Annotated in this window: 19 protein-coding genes; 7 read left to right on the top strand and 12 right to left on the bottom strand. The window is 38.0% G+C overall.

All coding sequences use genetic code 11. The features are described from left to right. Positions 1 to 12: 12 nt before the first annotated feature. A complete protein-coding gene (locus IGI49_RS02360; protein WP_429963196.1) occupies positions 13 to 582 on the bottom strand; it encodes a DNA-3-methyladenine glycosylase I in 570 nt (189 codons plus the stop codon). A 108-nt stretch (positions 583 to 690) separates the two neighbouring features. Between IGI49_RS02360 and IGI49_RS02355 the strand changes: the two genes are divergently transcribed. From IGI49_RS02355 to IGI49_RS02335, 5 genes are read left to right on the top strand one after another with little or no spacing between them, the layout of a single operon-like run. Next, positions 691 to 1,077, top strand: a complete 387-nt coding sequence (locus tag IGI49_RS02355; RefSeq protein WP_429963195.1) for a GntR family transcriptional regulator — start codon at positions 691 to 693, stop codon at positions 1,075 to 1,077. Beyond that, positions 1,074 to 1,952 carry an ATP-binding cassette domain-containing protein gene (locus tag IGI49_RS02350; RefSeq protein WP_429963194.1) on the top strand — a complete coding sequence of 293 codons (879 nt, stop codon included), beginning with the start codon at positions 1,074 to 1,076 and terminating at the stop codon, positions 1,950 to 1,952. Before IGI49_RS02355 ends, IGI49_RS02350 begins: the two co-directional genes overlap by 4 nt. Before the next feature lie 15 nt (positions 1,953 to 1,967). Next, the gene (locus IGI49_RS02345) at positions 1,968 to 3,173 is read left to right on the top strand and encodes an ABC transporter permease (protein WP_429963193.1); all 1,206 of its coding nucleotides are present in this window, start codon (positions 1,968 to 1,970) and stop codon (positions 3,171 to 3,173) included. Positions 3,174 to 3,185: 12 nt separating this feature from the next. After that, the gene (locus IGI49_RS02340; protein ID WP_429963192.1) at positions 3,186 to 3,797 is read left to right on the top strand and encodes a VanZ family protein; all 612 of its coding nucleotides are present in this window, start codon (positions 3,186 to 3,188) and stop codon (positions 3,795 to 3,797) included. Positions 3,798 to 3,812: 15 nt separating this feature from the next. Next, complete coding sequence (locus tag IGI49_RS02335; RefSeq protein WP_429963191.1) at positions 3,813 to 4,325, top strand: VanZ family protein; 513 nt, start codon at positions 3,813 to 3,815, stop codon at positions 4,323 to 4,325. Positions 4,326 to 4,374: 49 nt separating this feature from the next. Here the strand turns inward: IGI49_RS02335 and ffh are convergent, their stop codons facing one another. Genes ffh through IGI49_RS02320 form a run of 3 tightly spaced genes read right to left on the bottom strand, consistent with a single transcriptional unit; the run spans position 4,375 to position 6,613 of the window. After that, a complete protein-coding gene (ffh, locus tag IGI49_RS02330; RefSeq protein WP_207703473.1) occupies positions 4,375 to 5,793 on the bottom strand; it encodes a signal recognition particle protein in 1,419 nt (472 codons plus the stop codon). A gap of 21 nt (positions 5,794 to 5,814) precedes the next feature. After that, on the bottom strand, positions 5,815 to 6,153 hold the full coding sequence (locus tag IGI49_RS02325; RefSeq protein WP_429963190.1) for a putative DNA-binding protein: 339 nt from the start codon (positions 6,151 to 6,153) through the stop codon (positions 5,815 to 5,817). Continuing rightward, positions 6,143 to 6,613: a DUF523 domain-containing protein gene (locus IGI49_RS02320; protein WP_207703471.1), complete on the bottom strand. Its 471-nt coding sequence runs from the start codon at positions 6,611 to 6,613 to the stop codon at positions 6,143 to 6,145. Before IGI49_RS02320 ends, IGI49_RS02325 begins: the two co-directional genes overlap by 11 nt. Positions 6,614 to 6,732: 119 nt before the next feature. Between IGI49_RS02320 and IGI49_RS02315 the strand changes: the two genes are divergently transcribed. Beyond that, positions 6,733 to 7,428 carry a response regulator transcription factor gene (locus tag IGI49_RS02315; RefSeq protein WP_207703470.1) on the top strand — a complete coding sequence of 232 codons (696 nt, stop codon included), beginning with the start codon at positions 6,733 to 6,735 and terminating at the stop codon, positions 7,426 to 7,428. Beyond that, entirely contained in the window at positions 7,425 to 9,164 is a 1,740-nt protein-coding gene (pnpS, locus tag IGI49_RS02310; protein ID WP_429963189.1) for a two-component system histidine kinase PnpS, read from the top strand. Before IGI49_RS02315 ends, pnpS begins: the two co-directional genes overlap by 4 nt. A 63-nt stretch (positions 9,165 to 9,227) precedes the next feature. Here pnpS and IGI49_RS02305 read toward each other — a convergent pair whose 3' ends face one another. The 8 genes from IGI49_RS02305 to IGI49_RS02270 all read right to left on the bottom strand — a co-directional run bounded on the left by IGI49_RS02305 (position 9,228) and on the right by IGI49_RS02270 (position 17,520). Then, positions 9,228 to 10,109 carry a phosphate ABC transporter substrate-binding protein PstS family protein gene (locus tag IGI49_RS02305; protein ID WP_207703468.1) on the bottom strand — a complete coding sequence of 294 codons (882 nt, stop codon included), beginning with the start codon at positions 10,107 to 10,109 and terminating at the stop codon, positions 9,228 to 9,230. 401 nt (positions 10,110 to 10,510) lie between these two features. Then, a complete protein-coding gene (locus IGI49_RS02300) occupies positions 10,511 to 11,050 on the bottom strand; it encodes a DUF924 family protein (protein ID WP_429963188.1) in 540 nt (179 codons plus the stop codon). A 51-nt stretch (positions 11,051 to 11,101) separates the two neighbouring features. Next, a complete protein-coding gene (locus tag IGI49_RS02295; RefSeq protein WP_429963187.1) occupies positions 11,102 to 12,271 on the bottom strand; it encodes a pyridoxal phosphate-dependent aminotransferase in 1,170 nt (389 codons plus the stop codon). A 52-nt stretch (positions 12,272 to 12,323) separates the two neighbouring features. Continuing rightward, a complete protein-coding gene (locus IGI49_RS02290; protein ID WP_429963186.1) occupies positions 12,324 to 12,782 on the bottom strand; it encodes a hypothetical protein in 459 nt (152 codons plus the stop codon). A 650-nt stretch (positions 12,783 to 13,432) separates the two neighbouring features. Beyond that, complete coding sequence (locus tag IGI49_RS02285; protein ID WP_429963185.1) at positions 13,433 to 13,696, bottom strand: type B 50S ribosomal protein L31; 264 nt, start codon at positions 13,694 to 13,696, stop codon at positions 13,433 to 13,435. A 98-nt stretch (positions 13,697 to 13,794) separates the two neighbouring features. Further along, a complete protein-coding gene (gene rho / locus IGI49_RS02280) occupies positions 13,795 to 15,090 on the bottom strand; it encodes a transcription termination factor Rho (protein WP_207703464.1) in 1,296 nt (431 codons plus the stop codon). Beyond that, on the bottom strand, positions 15,090 to 16,358 hold the full coding sequence (locus IGI49_RS02275; protein ID WP_207703463.1) for a UDP-N-acetylglucosamine 1-carboxyvinyltransferase: 1,269 nt from the start codon (positions 16,356 to 16,358) through the stop codon (positions 15,090 to 15,092). Before IGI49_RS02275 ends, rho begins: the two co-directional genes overlap by 1 nt. A 292-nt stretch (positions 16,359 to 16,650) precedes the next feature. Continuing rightward, positions 16,651 to 17,520 carry a class II fructose-bisphosphate aldolase gene (locus tag IGI49_RS02270; RefSeq protein WP_207703462.1) on the bottom strand — a complete coding sequence of 290 codons (870 nt, stop codon included), beginning with the start codon at positions 17,518 to 17,520 and terminating at the stop codon, positions 16,651 to 16,653. Between the last annotated feature and the right edge of the window lie 156 nt (positions 17,521 to 17,676).

Here is a 17,676-nt window from a genome sequence, read left to right as displayed (position 1 = left end):
TTGATCAAGTGATCAATGCCCTTTTTTTACTTGCTCATACCGAAAACAAGTCATCTGGTGATCGTTAAACATTCCGACGGCCTGCATAAAAGCATAAATAGTCGTACTACCAACGAACTTGAAACCTCGTTTTTTTAAATCCTTAGCTACAGCATCTGACAATTCGTTGTTTGCTGGAATCTCCTCAGCGTTTTTTCGCTGACCATCAACCGGCTTTCCGTCAACAAAACTCCATAAGTAATTTGAAAAACTACCCTTTTCCTCCTGAATCTTCAATACCTGCTGAGCATTTACAATTGCCGCTTCAATTTTACGGCGATTTCGAATAATTCCAACATCTTCCACTAAAACTTCGATTTTCTCCTGATCAAAAGCAGCGACTTTTTGAATATCGAAGTTTTCATAGGCTTGGTCAAAAGCGTCTGACTTATTCAAAATAGTTTGCCAGCTAAGTCCTGCCTGGTTAATATCCAGCATAAGCTTGCGGAATAATCGCTGATCATCATATTCAGGAACCCCCCATACAGTATCATGATACACTTGCATTCGCTCATTTGATTGTGCCCATAAGCAACGTTCCATTTTCTCACCTCATTTTGTTTAGTGTATCAGAAAACACTGAAAAAAGATTGCATTTTCAAAGTGTACTATGTATACTAGTACACACAGAATATGCTAGGGAGGTTCCTTATGGTTACAATTAATAAAAGTGGTAATAAGGCTTATTATGAACAGCTTGTTTTAAGCATTAAAGAAGATATTCTGCAAGGAATACTACAACCTGGCGACCGCATCCCTTCTGTACGAGAGATGGCAAAGCTATTACTGATGAACCCTAATACCGTAAGCAAAGCCTACAAGGTATTAGAAGCTGAACAAGTCTTAGTTACTGTTAAAGGGAAAGGCACTTTTGTACGCGAAAGCGGTGAGCTTCCTCGTAATGAGTTAAAAATTCAACAACTCAGAGAACAGTTAAATGATTTGGTGGTAGAAGCCAGACACTTACAAGTCACCTCAGATGAACTAATCAGCTGGGTACATTCTGCAGAAAAAAAGCTAGGAGGTCAGAATAAATGATCGTACAAGGATTAACCAAAACAATTGACCAGCAAACTGTCTTAGAAGATATCACCTTCGAACTGGTGAAAAATGAGATTATTGGTCTAATTGGGCGCAATGGCTCAGGAAAAACCAGTTTGTTCCGAATAATAGCTGGTCATTATCTGCCTGATGCGGGAGATATTTTGATTGAAGACCAATCGATTTATCAGCATAGTGCGATCAAGGAACAAATTTTCTTTATTGATGAGAAGGAAAATTTCTTAAAAAGCTATTCCCTGAAAAAGATTAATGCTTTCTACCAATTAAACTATTCAGCCTTTGATCAAGATTTATTTTTACAATTAATGCAACAACATGAACTGAACTTACAAGCAAGTTACCGTCAGTTGTCTAAAGGAATGCAAGGTTTGTTTCAAATGATTTTAGCGATTTCTTCAAATGCTACTTACTTATTACTGGATGAACCCTTTGATGGGTTGGATGTGATTGTTCGCAAACAGGTCATTGGGTTATTACTGGAGCATTTAAGTGAAAACAACCGCACAGCTCTAATTGCTTCACATAATCTCAATGAACTGGAAAGTTTAATTGATCGTGCTTTGTTGCTAAAGGATAACAAAATCAACAAGGATTATCGTTTGGAAAGTATGCGGGAGAATGCAAAGAAGATACAGCTAGTATTTAAAACTAAAAAAATTCCAGCAATTGTTAAAGAAAATTCTAAATTGATTGATTTCCAAGGTCGCGTAATTACAGCAGTTTTTGAAAACTTTACCCCAGAGCTGGCCGCCAAAATTCAAGAACATAACCCGCTCGTTTTTGAAGAACTACCTTTATCCTTGGAAGATTTATTTGAAGCAAATTTAAAACAAAAACGAAAAATACTGTAGAAAGGAATTGATCCAATGATTAAGGCTATTTATTTTGAACGCTACAAAAAACCACTGATTGCTTTTTGTCTGCTGATCATCGGAATCTGTCTACTAAATGCAAAATTCCAGAGCGACTCCTGGCATCAGATCGCTTCTTACTACCAAGAGGATGAAATTGGAAGAGAGAATTTTGAGAAAAACAAAAAAGATTACATGTACTGGGATGATGCTTCACAAGAGAATAAATCCTATAAAAATTATCAAGAATACACGGATGTCAATCTATATGTCTATCAAACATTATTTGCGTCTTCAAATCCTGAACTCATTCCAAAAACCAAAGAGTATAATCAAAAGGAAACCTATATTACAACTAACTCAGATTATTCTTTAGTGTTGCTTCTATTGGTTCCTTTAGCAGGCTTTTTGCTCTTTTTCATTGATGCAAAAACTGGTTTTAACCAATTTCTGTTTTCTTTGCCAGTAACTAAAAAAGAACTATTTACAAAAAAGCTCTTTTATATTGGTGGACCAATCTTATTTACAGTTTTGATTGGTCAGGCATTGTATGCTACCCTTTTTCACAGCTTAATTCCTGCAACTTATATGAATGCAACCTTAGGTCAGATGTTTGTTTCGATTATCAATTACTTTTTCTTAGTAGTATTGATGTTTAGTGCAAGTGCTTTTGTTGGTTCGATGGTTGGCAATCTAATCTTTGGCCCATTAACGTGGTTTGTTTTCTGGATTTTCATGCTGTTTGTTCCAAGCTCTATTTATACCACTTTAGAAATTAGCGGTTTTAAAGAAAAGAATGCTACATCTATTCTTCATAATCTATTCATTACTAGTATTGGAAAAACGGGTGGACATTGGTGGATGAGTCTGATCTTTGTCTTGCTTAGTGCTATTTTACTATTTTGGGCTTATAAAAAATATCAGTCCATCAGTTTGGAAAATGATGGCCAGTACTTGCTGAACAAAGAATCTCGTTGGCCAGTATGGGCTCTTATGACCAGCTTCTCCTCATTGATATTGGGAACATACTTTTTTAGACCTTGGTATATCTATTACATGAACCTCTCTGTTAAAGGATCACCCTCAATTTGGGAGCCCATTAGCGAAAGCCTACTTATTCTATTTTTTGTCGCAGCCATCTGTTATGTGTTAGTTTTCTTTTCAGCCATCAAGAAAAGATTGAGTCGAAGAAATACACAGAATGATCCTAATCAAATTTAGGAGGAAACCTATATGGTCTTACAAGTATTTTTTACCTTATACCAGGTACTTTGTGTCTTTCTTCCTTGTCTAATTTATCAATGGTTCAATTTAAGAAGAAAAACAGAACATATTCCTTTATCTAATTTAGTTTGGCGTTTTTTGTTCATTTTGTACCTTTACATGGTTATTTATGTCACCGGTGTCGGAACACTTTGGGATATTTTCAGCTATCCAGAAATCATTCGTTTAGAGGAAATTAGTTTAATTCCTTTTCAGGCAGGCAGCTTTCTCACAAACCTGTTAAATACGTTTATGTTTATTCCTTTTGGTTTTTTACTACCGTTAATTTGGAGAAAATACCGCAATTTTTCCTCCACTGTACTTTTAGGAGCTGGTTTCTCTATGATGATTGAATTGTTGCAGCTATTCAATCGAAGAGTAAGCGATATCGATGATTTTATGATGAATACATTAGGTGCCTTCTTGGGCTTTCTAGTTTGGCGTTCGTGGCAATTACTGGTAAGAAAAGATAGCAAAGAAATTGTTGCTTTAGGAAAAAACGAAGCGGTCTGTTACGTTTTACTTAGTCTAGGTGGTACTTTCTTTTTTTACAATTGGCGTTTTTTCCTGCGATTCTTATAAAAGGGGTTAAAGCTCATGAAAACTCAAAAGAGAGCATATTTTTTGTTGGTGATCTATTTATTGATACTCATTTGGATTTTACTGTTCAAAGTCACCCTGTCATTAAGTGATTTGGCCCATTCGTTAAATCTGAGCAGAAGTATTAATTTAATCCCTTTTCAAGCTTCTACAATCATTAACGGAAAAATCGGTTTGATGGAAATCGTTTATAACTTCTTGATCTTTGTTCCATTTGGCGGCTTGCTAGCAATTGCTAATAAAGAAAACTCGTTTTTAATAAAGGGATTATTTATTGCCAGCTTTAGCTTAGGTATTGAAATTTTTCAGTTTATTTTAGGTGTGGGTGCTTCGGATATTACTGACTTACTGATGAACACAGCTGGTGGAATGACTGGTTTGCTTGTTTATCATTTACTGAGAAAAGCAGTGACTGAAAAGAAACTGGATAAATTTCTGACTATTTTAGGAGGGATTTTATTAATCGTTTGTTTGAGTTTTGTCGTATTTTTACTGATTTACAATAGATAAAAAAAATAGCGTCACATCCTTTTTTTCGGATGCGGCGCTATTTTTAATTTTATTTGCGGCGCTTTTTCTTGCGATTCTTAGTTTTCTTCATCATGCGGTTCATGGCCATTTTGCCCATTTTCCCTTTGATGCCATTGCCAAACATTTGATCCATTCCAGCTGGCATAGATCCTTTACTCATTTGTTGCATCATTTTACGAGATTCCTTAAATTGTTTGATCATGCGATTTACTTCAACCACTGAGTTGCCAGAACCAGCCGCAATCCGACGACGACGACTAGGATTCAATAAGTCTGGATCTTCTCGTTCAGCAGGTGTCATCGAATAAACCATCGCTTTTTTACGTTCCACATCTTTCGGATCGACTTTAACGTTTTCAATACCTGGAACCTGACTCATCCCTGGAATCATTTTTAGGAGATCTTCAAGTGGTCCCATTCCCATTACTTGATCCAACTGTTCAATAAAGTCATTGAAGTCAAAAGAATTTTCCTTCATCTTACGAGCCAGCTCTTCAGCTTTTTGCTCATCGTAATCCTGCTGTGCCTTTTCAATTAGCGTCAGCATATCCCCCATGCCTAAAATTCGGCTGGACATCCGATCTGGATGGAATACTTCTAAATCAGTTAGTTTTTCTCCTGTACCAGTAAACTTAATTGGTGCTCCGGTAACTTGTCGAATGGACAACGCTGCACCACCACGGGTATCCCCATCAAGTTTAGTGATGATTACCCCAGTAATTCCTAGCTGGTCATTGAAGCTTTGGGCTACATTGACTGCATCTTGACCAGTCATGGCATCCACAACCAATAGAATTTCATTTGGTTGAGCGATTTCCTTGATCTGAGACAATTCCTCCATCAAGCCTTCATCAATGTGCAAACGACCAGCCGTATCAATCAGAACATAGTCATTCTTCTTCTCACGGGCAACTTCCATCCCTTGACGAACAATTTCTACTGGACTAACATCTGTTCCCATATCAAAGACAGGAACGTCTAATTGTTGACCTAATACCTTCAATTGATCAATCGCAGCTGGACGATAAACATCTCCTGCAATCATCATTGGACGAGCTTTTTCTGTTTTGATTAGGTGGTTGGCCAATTTACCAGCAAAGGTCGTTTTACCGGCCCCTTGCAAACCAACCATCATAATAACCGTAGGAATTTTGGGTGATTTTTCAATGCCAACTGTTTCAGAGCCTAAGGTTTTCGTCAGCTCTTCGTCAACAATTTTTACAATTTGTTGTGCAGGTGATAAGCTGTCAAGAACCTCTGTTCCTAATGCACGTTCTCGAACTTGCTTAGTAAAATGCTTCACCACTTGCAGGTTAACGTCGGCTTCCAACAAGGCCAATCGGATCTCCCGCATCATTTCAGTCACATCAGCTTCGGTAATTTTTCCCTTTTTACGTAATTTACTCATTGCCGCCTGAAGGCGTTCTGTTAAGCTTTCAAATGCCATGTTTGTCTATTCGTCCCTTTCCTATTCATCTAGATCTTGCAATTCTTTAATTGTTGAAGCAAGCGCCTCATCTTTTGGGTAGTGTTCTTTGACATAGTGCTCTAATTTTTCCAATTGTTCTTCTCGGACAATATAGTCGGAAACTAAATGCAGTTTACGTTCGTACTCTTCCAAAATTTTTTCGGTTCGCTTTATATTATCATAAACGGCTTGGCGACTCACATTATATTCTTCCGCAATTTCTCCCAATGAAAAATCGTCTGCATAATAAAGTTCCATATAGTTCATTTGTTTTTCAGTTAAGAGTGTCGCATAAAATTCAAACAATGCGTTCATACGATTCGTTTTTTCAATCTCCATGCGTTCCCTCCTCTGCTTGCCAATTCTCTTCAGAAAATACCGTAATTCCTTGATTGATGAAATAAGCGGTCGCTACTCCCACACCTGCTATTCGAGTACCTGAAAAGCTGCCATCATAAATTAGTTGGCTGCCGCAGGACGGGCTGCGTTCTTTTAAAATCAATTGGGTCACATCTAATTTTTTAAATTCCTGATAAGCGTTTATGGCTCCTTGTTTAAACAGCTCAGTCACATTTTCCCCAGTCTGATCCACAACAATTGCCTGTTCCTGCCAAACATCAAAACCATCCCCACCAACAATTTCAGCCGGAGTACGAGGAGTTGGCAGTCCACCTAAAACTTCTGGACAGACAATTACTGCTTTCTTTTGTTCTACTAATTGCTTCAGCGGATCGATCTGATTATGGTTGCCGTCATAGCGACAACAGACACCAGCTAAGCATGCACTGATCCCTATCATGTAACAATCTCCATTTCTTTGTAAAAAACAAGTGACAAAACTGCTTTCCCATTATACCATTTATTTATAGTTGGAAATAGTCCAACTATCTAGTTAATTACGAATAAAAGGAGAAGCTTATGAAGCGAGTGCTCGTTGTAGATGATGAACCATCAATTGTTACATTATTGACCTTTAATTTAGAAAAGGAAGGGTATGCTGTTACCTCAGCAGCAGACGGTAAAGAAGGGTACGAATTGGCCTTAAGCGATTCTTACGATTTTATTATTTTAGATGTCATGCTGCCCTCTATGGATGGGTTGGACATTGCAAAAAAACTTCGCCAGGAAAAGGTAGAGACCCCGATTCTTATGCTGACTGCAAAAGACGATGCCATTGATCGTATTCTGGGTTTGGAAATTGGTGCGGATGATTATCTGACTAAACCTTTTTCTCCTAGAGAAGTACTTGCAAGAATGAAAGCCATTTTCCGTCGGATTGAACCTCGCAAGGAGGAAACAGTGCATGAAATATTAACCACTGGAGAAATTGTGGCTGATTTGACTAACTATCAGGTTTCCGTTCGTGGCAAAGCAATTGAACTAACGCCAAAAGAATTTGAATTACTAGTCTATTTCATGAAACGCAAAGATCGAGTGATTGATCGTGACACATTATTAGATCGAATTTGGCATTATGATTTTTCTGTTCAAAGTCGAATCGTTGATGTCCATGTATCACATTTGCGGGAAAAAATCGAAATGGATCCGAAGCATCCAAAATATTTATTAACTGTTCGAGGATTTGGTTATAAGTTTCAGGTGCCTAATCAATGAGAAAGCCGAAATTCGATTACCTCTTGCTATTTATCGTCGTTGCCGGATTGTTTTTTGGAACATGGCGTTTAGCTGATTACTTCTATAACAAGGAGTTGATCAACCAGCAGGAAGAATTTCTTACTGACAACGGAAAATTACTTTTAAGCCAGCTTGATCTAAGCGATCTGGGAGCAAAAAATAATTTAGAAATTATGCAGCAATATGGAGAAGAATTGGATGAGCGGATTACTATCATGGACAATGAAGGCTCCGTTCTTTATGATTCCGTTTATCCTCATTTAGCAGGCAGCCGTGATAATCGGCCCGAAGTCAAAACTGTACTAAGTAGTAATACGGTTGGCACTTCGGTTCGTTATAGTGACACCTTAAAGGAAGAATTGCTATATACTGCGCAACCAATTCAGCAAGAGACACGATTAATCGGCGTGCTGCGTATTGCCAAAAGTACTGCAGCCTTTGCACAGCAAACGACGAATTTTAGAAGGTCTATGTTCGTTGTCCTGCTTTTATTCTATTTAGTATTATATGGGAGCATTGCTTATCTCATTTATCAGCGAAACCGTCCTTTAGAAACTGTACTACCCGTCTTGAAGAGGATGGTTGCCGAGCCTGAGAAAAGCAACTATGTCGTTCAGAATTCTAACAGCTGGCAAGAACTGTATGTAACAATTAATCAGCTAAGCGAGCAATTAAATCAGACCTATGCTGCCTTTATTGCCACAGAAGAGCAATTTAAAACACTCTTTCATGAATTAATGATTGGTGTCTTTATTATTGATGAACAAGGAAAATTTTTTATGATTAATCCTACTATGGAGGAAATTTTGCAGGTTGGTGCTGCTAATCAGCATTATTATTGGGAAGTCATTGAGGATCATAAGTTAATTCAATTGATTCAACAAATTATGTTAGAGAAAAACCAAGTTCATCAGGAAATCGGTTTGAAGCAGCCAGATAAGCGCGATTTGGATGTGCGTTTGCGTTATTTGGAAAATACTGCAACTGGCGATCAGGTAATGGGAACAGTCTATGACTTGACTCATGTTCGTCATTTAGAGAAAATTCAACGGGATTTTGTAGGTAATGTTTCTCATGAACTAAAGACGCCAGTCACATCCTTAATCGGCTTCACTGAAACCCTACTAGATGGTGCCAAGGAAGATCCAGCGTTAACAACTGAATTTTTGACAATAATGCAAAAGGACGCTTTACGATTACAGCGATTAATTCAAGATATTATCGAGCTTTCCAAGGACAGTGAACATATTCCTGAAGAGCTTCAAACAATTGAATTGTCTGATTTCATTCACCAACAAATTGAGATGTATCAGCATTTGTTGGATAAAAAGCAATTAGAGGTCAGAATTCATGGGCCCGAGAACAGTTTCTTCCTTACTCGGATAATTTTCTTCCAGCCAGTTATTAAAAATCTACTGGAAAATGCTATTCAGTATTCGCCCGAAAAAGGAACGATCACAATTAATTATCAAATGGATAATCAAAATTTGATTTTTTCAGTTACAGATGTTGGTATTGGTATTGCAAAAGACGATCAGGAAAGAATTTTTGAGCGCTTTTATCGGGTGGATCGTGCACGCAGTCGTCATTCTGGAGGCACTGGACTTGGTTTGGCGATTGTCCGTGAGTATAGCCAAATTTTAGGCGGTACTGTCACGGTAGAAAGCCATCCTCAGTTAGGTTCGACTTTCACTCTGACTCTGCCACTTCAATAACACAATTTTTGCACGACAAAAAGCATTCGTATCAAAAATTTTCCGATACGAATGCTTTTTTGTCTATTTTACGTTTCCTTCTGCATCTCGTTCAATTTTCATTGAAGTAATTGGTAGATAACCTAATTCCTTAACCGGACCTGATTGAACGTCTTCAGAAACCATGTATTCTAAGAATTTCGCTAATTCGCCCTTAGGTTCGCCATTCGTGTACATATGTTCATACGACCAGATTGGCCAGTCATTATTAGCAATAGTTTTCTCGTTTGCTTCCACACCATCCAATTTCAACGCCTGTAAGCTGTCATCCAAGTAAGAAAGTGCTAAATAACTGACCGCTCCAGGTGTATCCGCAACAATCTTCTTCACTGTTCCTGAAGAATCCTGCTCTTGTGATTGTACTGGTTCAGCACCATCCAAGCCCCATTTTTCAAAAGTTGCTCGTGTTCCGCTTCCGCTGGCACGATTCACTACTGCTATCTCTTGGTCTTTACCACCAACATCTTTCCAGTTAGTAATTTTACCAGTGAAAATATCAACCAGCTGTTCTTTGGTAATGTCCTTCACACCAACATCCTTATTAACAACTGGTGCAAAGCCAACAACTGCTACACGATGATCAACTAATTTTTCAGCATCAATTCCATCTTTCTCTTCCGCAAAGACATCGGAGTTACCAATCTCAACTGCGCCTCCTGATACTTGACTTAAACCAGTTCCGCTTCCACCACCTTGGACAGAAATTTGAACTGTAGGATTTTCTTGTGTAAAGCTTTCTTGGGCTGCATCCACTAAAGGCTGCAAAGCAGTAGAACCAACTGCTGTAATTTTTGCACCATCTGAAGCACTTGAACCACTTTCTGATGATTCATTAGTATTTCCGCCTGAACCGCAGCCGGCTAATAAAATGCTGGATACAAATAATGCTGCTAATAATTTTTTCATTTCACACGCTCCTTTGTTTTTGGTACATTTCGACTTTAACAAGTGAACGTTAAGGCAAGATGGAGTTCGTGTAAATGAATTGTTAAGGACTGTAAATTTTTAGTAAAGCAGATGAATTTCTGTTTCCCAACTTTTGACGAAAAACTTCAGCGGCATAAAGAAATTGTTGACTATTCCTTATCACAGCAACGAGCAAATCAATTAAAACTCTTCTCAAGATCCTAAAGCCTTTTTGACTGCTCAATTAATAGAAATTCCTGATTTGCCTCATTTGGAATAAGCTTGGTTGGACGACAAAAAGATTTCGTTGACTTTTTCTACCATCGCTGGTATTTATACCTACTTACATATAATAGAAAAAGAGACTTCCGTAGCAAACTCCTACTACAGAAGCCTCTTTCTTAGAAAGATGAATTGGGTTCTTTTAGAAAGGACAACTCTTCTTGCGTCGAAGGACGATTCAGCACAGCATTTCGATGAGGATAACGGCCAAAGCGTTCAATAATATCACGATGACGTTTTTCAAAATCTAAACTATTTTCCATTCCCGTTTCTGAGAATAATATCATCGCTTGGTCATGAATGGCTAGTGACTCTGAATGCATAAAAGGCATATAAACAAACGAGCGCTCTTCAATAGTCAACTCTATTAGTTCCTCTTTAACGATTGCTTCTTGTGCTAATACTAGAGCCATGCCATCGTAAGCAAAAGCTCGGGGATCCTCACGGAACAAGTTTCGTGAAAATTGATCTAAAACCAGAATTTCAGCTAATCTTCCTTGAATAGTTTCGCGCCAGAATGCCTTCTCACCTTGCGATACCTGTCTATGCAAGAGTGCAAAACGTTCACAAATCTTTTGATCAAAGCTTTCATCTTTAGCAAACCATTGCTTCGGCATTGACTCTGTAAACCAAAAATCTAATACTGCTTGACTTTCCAATAGTGTCGTCCCCTTTATTTAAGTGAAAAAAGAAGCAGGGAAACCCTGCTTCTACTTACCTTCTACATAAGCCCTTAATCGCTTCGTCGCTTCTTCTAAGTCTTCTAAAGAAGCAGCATAGCTAAGACGAATATATCCCTCACCTTCTTCGCCAAAGGCAATACCAGGAATAACCGCTAGCTGGTTCTTTTCTGCCAAATCTAAACAGAAGGCCATTGAATCTGTGCCAAATTGTTCCGGAATTTTAGCAAAAAGATAGAAAGCTCCCGATGGACGAGCAACTTGAAAGCCCAGATCCGTCATTTCTTTGTATAAGTAATCCCGACGCTTGCGATATTCTTCCCGCATCACTTCTCCGTCAGACATTCCTTGAATCAAGGCGCGTACTGCAGCCTTTTGAGAAATAGTAGAGGCTGCAGTTACTAGATATTGATGAACTTTGATAATCTGTGCCGTTAAACTTTCCGGAGCAAAGATAAATCCAATTCTCCAGCCAGTCATCGCATGTGATTTTGATAAACCGTTGATTAAAATGGTTTGTTCTCTTAAGTATTTGGCAAAGGATATATGTTTCATCTCATAATTTAATTCACTGTATATTTCATCACTAATAACAAACACATCATATTTAGCCAAAGTGTCAGCCAATGCTTCAACTTCTGTTTCATTATAAGCTACACCTGTAGGATTTGATGGGGAAGTAATGATAATTGCCTTAACAGCATCACCATGCTCCTCCATTGCTTGGTCCACTTGTTCTGGTGTTAATACAAAATCACTGTCCCGTGTGTCAATATATACTGGCTCAGCGTCTGCTAACAGAATTAAAGGCTCGTAGCCAGGATAAGTAGGCGCCGGCAATAGAACCTTGTCTCCAGGTTCTAAAATCGCTAATAGACTCGCTGAAATGGCTTCAGTGGCTCCTACTGTGACTAAAACCTCAGTTTGACTGTTGTAAGCTACATCGTATTTTTGAGCAACAAACTGACTAGCCGCATCACGAACATCTAGTAAACCAGACATACCTGTATAGTGACTATAATTTTCTTTAATAGCTTCTTCACCCGCGGTCTTTATATGCTCAGGTGTATTGAAATCCGGTTCTCCCAAAGTCAATTTCAGCACATTTGGAATACCAGAAACCTGCTCGTCAAATTGACGTATCAAAGAGACCGCAATCTTGTATACATTTGGATTAAATCGTTTGTCTAATTTGTTCATACTACCCCTCCATTTCTAATCATATTATCATAATAAGAAATTTAGTAAAGTCCTATACTGATTTATTTCTTAGACAAATATTGAACGTAAAGTATAAAACCACCGAAATTACTAAAGAAAACAACGCTATCATATAACTTGGTTCAATCGATAAAAGCAGTGCTTTTAAGTAAAAATCAACATCACTCATTCCGGATTGAGCGAGACCAGTTGGTCCGATTATTATACGCGGCAACATAAAAAAAATTGTTGAAAACATAATTTGAAGTCCAATGATAACTACTTGAAGAACATCATTCTTTTGGAAAAATTCTGAAACCAACATCGCGGCCAGTAATAAAAAATAGAAAACAGCTAATGTTCCAAAATTTTTAGCTACAAGAATACCCGTTCCATCTATTGGTCGAAAGATTTCAACATCTTGAACAATCGAGCTGAACCACTGAAACGGAGACACGACTAACGGAACTAACCAAAATAATAAATAGAGACGCGATAAGTTCTTTTTCATTGTGGCATACTTCCTTCTAATTCATGGAATTGTGGTACTGTTTGAATTTTCTCACAAACTGCTTACGTTTTCTTGATAACTAGCTAAATTATTTTTCATTATAGTACAAAAAAGAAGAAATAGCATTGAAATAACGCTGAAAAAAACATAAAATAACCAAACATACTATAAAAGGAGCTACTCTATGAACAATTGCTACATACAAAAAATTCCTTTCCTTTATTTACTGCTTCCTTACGTCCACCTATCACTAATTGTTGATTATTACTTGGATTCTCTGACTGGAATTATCGTATCAGTTATGATAACTGCTTTCTTGGGATTTTATTCCATAAATACTAGGCAGCTTCCAGTTTTAGTTATCTCAAATCTTTTAAATTTTGTCATCTCTTTTGTACTGACTAGAGTAAAAGGACTGTTTCAAACACCACACACCCTCCACTCGCCTTACTTAACTATTACCTTGCTCTTATTTCTTTTCTTATTAGCACAAGGTATTGGAATTTTTTGGGGAAGTTTCTTCTTTAAGAAATAGTTAGCCTCAATGAATTAAGTCTCATGCTGCCTTTCATTATTGATTCAAAAAAGAACCTCCCTGAGAGCAGGAAGGTTCTTTAAGCATTGATAATTCAATACTTTTGGTTTTTGTCTTATTCTCCAGCGTTTGCGTCTTTGAGACCGTATTTCTTGTTGAAACGGTCGACACGTCCATCTGCTTGAGTAAATTTTTGACGTCCAGTGTAGAATGGATGAGAGTCAGAAGTAACTTCGACACGGATTACTGGATATGTGTTTCCATCTTCCCACTCAACTGTTTCTTGAGAGTTCTTAGTAGAACCTGACAAGAATTTGAAACCAGTTGTTGAATCCATAAATACTACTGGATGGTAATTTGGATGAATTTCTTGTTTCATAGTTTTTTTCGCTCCTTTGCCCTGAAACATTTGCTGAATCAGAGTTTGTTTGCAATAAGCAACAGATATATACTATCATGAAAGATTCATGAATGCAATTATCTTTTTAGATTTTTTCGCGGTGTCCGATTACCAAATGACACATCTTTGAAAGCATCGAAAAAGGCTTGGTTGTTTTTGGATTTTTTCAAGAAGGTAATAAACTGATTAGTGTATTCCAGAGAGTCTCCCACCATGTTCTTACGTATTTTCCAAATTTCTTCCAATTTTTCAGGTGCCATTAGTAATTCTTCTTTTCGTGTTCCTGATTTCTTGATGTCAATAGCCGGGAAGACGCGACGTTCAGACAGTTCCCGAGAAAGCTGAAGCTCTAGATTACCTGTTCCTTTGAACTCTTCGTAAATTACATCGTCCATACGACTACCTGTATCGACTAAGGCAGTTGCTAAAATCGTCAGACTTCCACCTTCTTCAATATTTCGAGCTGCACCAAAAAATTTCTTCGGTTTATACAAAGCGGCAGGATCAATACCACCACTTAACGTACGTCCGCTTGGTGGAACCACCAAATTGTAGGCACGTGCTAAGCGGGTGATACTATCCATCAAAATAACTACATCGCGTTTATCTTCCACTAGTCGCATCGCGCGTTCTAAAACAAGTTCAGACACTCTAGTATGATTTTGTGGTTGTTGATCAAATGTTGAATACACAACATCCCCTTTAACACTACGTTCAAGATCTGTTACTTCCTCTGGTCTTTCATCAACCAAAAGAACGATTAATTCTACATCAGGGTAATTATCAGTAATTCCGTTGGCAATTTCTTTAATAATGGAAGTTTTACCGGCCTTCGGAGGTGCAACAATCAATCCACGTTGGCCAAAACCGACAGGAGAAAAAATGTCGATCATTCGTGTTGAGAGACGTCCTGGAGTAGTTTCTAAGGTTATTTGTCTATCAGGATATAAAGCTGTTAGCGCTGGAAAATGCGGGCGTTCCTTGGCCTCTTCTGGATCTTTACCATTAACGCTTTCCACATGCATTAGTCCATAATAACGTTCAGACTCTTTAGGTGGTCGTGCCTTACCAGCAACTTTGTCCCCATTACGTAAACCGAAGCGACGAATCTGAGAGGATGAAATATAAATGTCCTCAGCACTTGAACCGTAGTTAATCGGACGTAAGAAGCCATAACCATCTTGACCGACAATGTCCAAGACCCCTTCCATAATAAAGAAGCCTTGCTTTTCTGCCTGCGCACGGATTACCGCTAGCGCCAATTCCTTTTTGTTCATTTGGCTGTAGTAAGGAATCTTGAAGCCTCGCGCATAAGTGTAAATTTCCTTAAGCGTTTTGTTTTCAAGCTCAGCCATTGTTAAGTAATCGCTCATTATTTTTCCTCTTCCTCAATCATTTCAATCGTAGCTCCAAGTGAAGTTAACTTATCAATAATATGATCATAACCACGCAAAATATATTCAACGTTATAAATAGTAGTGGTTCCTTCTGCCATTAATCCAGCAATCACTAAACAAGCCCCAGCCCGCAAATCCGAAGCAACCACTTCTGCACCATGTAATTTGCTAGGTCCGTTTAGGACAATCATATTTCCTTCGACAGTCGCGTCTGCGCCCATTCTAACAAGCTCCGGAATATGATTGATCCGTTTTGAATAAATTGTATCAATTATTTCAGCAGTACCTCCAGTTGTTAATAGCAAAGGAGTAATTGGCTGCTGTAAATCAGTCGCAAAACCTGGATATGGTGATGTAGTAATATCAACGGCTCTTAAACCTTCTGATGGAAGTACATCAATACTGTCTTCAGAAATATTCATCTTAACACCCATCTCTTCTAGTTTAGCAATAAAGCTCTCAATATGCTCATAAATGACATTATTGATTTTTATGCCTTGTCCCAAAGATGCTGCCAATGACAAATAAGTTCCAGCTTCAATCCGGTCAGGAATAATCGAATGAATACAGCCATGTAATTCATCGACTCCCTCGATTCGAATTTCATCTGTACCAGCTCCACGAATCTTCGCACCCATGTTGTTCAGTAAAGTAGCGACATCAATAATTTCAGGTTCACGCGCTGCATTTTCAATAATCGTTCTACCTTTGGCTTTTACTGCTGCCAACATAACGTTTATTGTAGCACCTATGGATACTACATCCATAAAGATACGATCGCCTTTCATTCCTTCTTCATCCGTACGCAAATAAATTACTCCATGCTCATTGGAAACATCTGCACCTAAACTCTCAAAACCTTTTATGTGCAAATCAATTGGACGAGGGCCTAAAAAACAGCCGCCGGGCAAACCAACGACAGCCTCACCAAATTTACCTAATAATGCACCCATAAAATAGTATGAGGCGCGCAAAGAATTGATCTTTCCGCTAGGCATTGGAATTGATACGATCTTGCTTGGATCAATTTCCATTCGATTGTCTTCAAATTTTACTGTTGCACCCATGATTTCCAAAATCTCAATCAGTGAATGCACGTCTTGAATGTCTGGTACACCTTCCAACACGACAGGAGAATCCGCCATGATTGCTGCTGGAATTAAAGCAACGGCACTATTTTTTGCCCCGCTGATTGTTACTTCGCCTTTTAATGGCTTTCCGCCATGAATTACAATTTTTTTCATCTATATTCACCTATTAAGTTATTTACATTTTACATGTAGACCATCTTTCATTTTAGCACATAATAGTTAAGTAAAAAAGATAGTACTCATAAATTAACGGATGAATTACTAAAGGATTTATAAATAGTAGTATTATTCTCCGAAACAAACAGGTATTTTCCTTCATACGAAAGAGAACTTTAACTCATTTCTGTTAAAGTATGTCACAAAAAGATATTTTAACAGATCTTATGCTTTTAGAGTAAAAGAAAAACCTCAGATAAAATATCCGAGGTTTAATACTTAAGCAAAATTAAGCTTTGTTTGCAGAACCGAACCAGTCAATGTGTTCTTCAGCATCTTTAACGATTGCTGCAACACCTGGTGCCAATAATTTACGAGGGTCGAATCCTTTTCCTTCTTTATCTTTGCCAGCTTCGATATATTCACGAGTTGCTTTAGCAAATGATAATTGGAATTCAGTGTTAACATTCACTTTAGAAACACCCATTGAGATAGCTTTTTGGATTTGTTCTTGAGGAATACCAGAACCACCATGTAATACTAATGGTACATCAGAACCTACAGCATCAGCAATTGCTTGTAAATGATCGAATGCTAGGCCTTTCCAGTTTTCAGGGTATACACCGTGAATATTACCGATACCACATGCTAGGTAGTCGATACCAGTTCCAACCATTTGTACACATTCGTCAATGTCAGCTAATTCACCAGCACCGATGATTCCGTCTTCTTCTCCACCAATTGAACCAACTTCACATTCAACTGAAACACCTTTAGCATGAGCTTTTGCTACAACGTCTTTAGCCAATTTCAAGTTTTCTTCGAATGGCAAATGAGAACCATCGAACATAACTGAAGTGTAACCAACTTCAATACATTCTAAAGCAGCTTCGTAAGAACCGTGGTCTAAGTGAATTGCAACTGGAACAGTGATATTCATAGACTCTACTAAATCGCAAACAATATCTTTTGCAATTTTATAACCGCCCATGTATTTAGCAGCGCCCATTGAAGTTTGGATAAGAACGGGTGCTTTTTTAGCTTCAGCCGCGCGCAAGATTGCTTGCGTCCATTCTAAATTGTTTGTGTTGAATCCACCGACTGCGTATCCGCCTTCACGTGCAGCTTTTAAAAATTCAGCTCCTGATACTACTGGCATAAAAAATTCCTCCTAAGTAATCTTTTTGGCTAAGACATCGTCTTAACTAACGATCTAATTCTAACAAAGATTGCCCCATATTGCTACTACAATCCTTTCTTAAAAGCCTTTACATTCGATAAAACTTACGTCTTGGCACTTTTTTTAGTAAAAAAG

The sequence above is a fragment of the Enterococcus sp. AZ071 genome, assembly GCF_050499065.1.
Taxonomy (GTDB): Bacteria; Bacillota; Bacilli; order Lactobacillales; family Enterococcaceae; genus Enterococcus_A; species Enterococcus_A ferrettii.
The sequence above is the reverse complement of the archived record's forward strand: the minus strand, read 5'-3'. Positions and strand labels throughout refer to the sequence as shown.

What these genes read in the sequence shown, in the direction of transcription:
- IGI49_RS02360 (WP_429963196.1), bottom strand. Translation starts at nt 582, where the DNA reads ATGGAACGTTGCTTATGGGCACAATCAAATGAGCGAATGCAAGTGTAT.
- IGI49_RS02355 (WP_429963195.1), top strand. Translation starts at nt 691, where the DNA reads ATGGTTACAATTAATAAAAGTGGTAATAAGGCTTATTATGAACAGCTT.
- IGI49_RS02350 (WP_429963194.1), top strand. Translation starts at nt 1,074, where the DNA reads ATGATCGTACAAGGATTAACCAAAACAATTGACCAGCAAACTGTCTTA.
- IGI49_RS02345 (WP_429963193.1), top strand. Translation starts at nt 1,968, where the DNA reads ATGATTAAGGCTATTTATTTTGAACGCTACAAAAAACCACTGATTGCT.
- IGI49_RS02340 (WP_429963192.1), top strand. Translation starts at nt 3,186, where the DNA reads ATGGTCTTACAAGTATTTTTTACCTTATACCAGGTACTTTGTGTCTTT.
- IGI49_RS02335 (WP_429963191.1), top strand. Translation starts at nt 3,813, where the DNA reads ATGAAAACTCAAAAGAGAGCATATTTTTTGTTGGTGATCTATTTATTG.
- ffh (WP_207703473.1), bottom strand. Translation starts at nt 5,793, where the DNA reads ATGGCATTTGAAAGCTTAACAGAACGCCTTCAGGCGGCAATGAGTAAA.
- IGI49_RS02325 (WP_429963190.1), bottom strand. Translation starts at nt 6,153, where the DNA reads ATGGAGATTGAAAAAACGAATCGTATGAACGCATTGTTTGAATTTTAT.
- IGI49_RS02320 (WP_207703471.1), bottom strand. Translation starts at nt 6,613, where the DNA reads ATGATAGGGATCAGTGCATGCTTAGCTGGTGTCTGTTGTCGCTATGAC.
- IGI49_RS02315 (WP_207703470.1), top strand. Translation starts at nt 6,733, where the DNA reads ATGAAGCGAGTGCTCGTTGTAGATGATGAACCATCAATTGTTACATTA.
- pnpS (WP_429963189.1), top strand. Translation starts at nt 7,425, where the DNA reads ATGAGAAAGCCGAAATTCGATTACCTCTTGCTATTTATCGTCGTTGCC.
- IGI49_RS02305 (WP_207703468.1), bottom strand. Translation starts at nt 10,109, where the DNA reads ATGAAAAAATTATTAGCAGCATTATTTGTATCCAGCATTTTATTAGCC.
- IGI49_RS02295 (WP_429963187.1), bottom strand. Translation starts at nt 12,271, where the DNA reads ATGAACAAATTAGACAAACGATTTAATCCAAATGTATACAAGATTGCG.
- IGI49_RS02290 (WP_429963186.1), bottom strand. Translation starts at nt 12,782, where the DNA reads ATGAAAAAGAACTTATCGCGTCTCTATTTATTATTTTGGTTAGTTCCG.
- IGI49_RS02285 (WP_429963185.1), bottom strand. Translation starts at nt 13,696, where the DNA reads ATGAAACAAGAAATTCATCCAAATTACCATCCAGTAGTATTTATGGAT.
- rho (WP_207703464.1), bottom strand. Translation starts at nt 15,090, where the DNA reads ATGAGCGATTACTTAACAATGGCTGAGCTTGAAAACAAAACGCTTAAG.
- IGI49_RS02275 (WP_207703463.1), bottom strand. Translation starts at nt 16,358, where the DNA reads ATGAAAAAAATTGTAATTCATGGCGGAAAGCCATTAAAAGGCGAAGTA.
- IGI49_RS02270 (WP_207703462.1), bottom strand. Translation starts at nt 17,520, where the DNA reads ATGCCAGTAGTATCAGGAGCTGAATTTTTAAAAGCTGCACGTGAAGGC.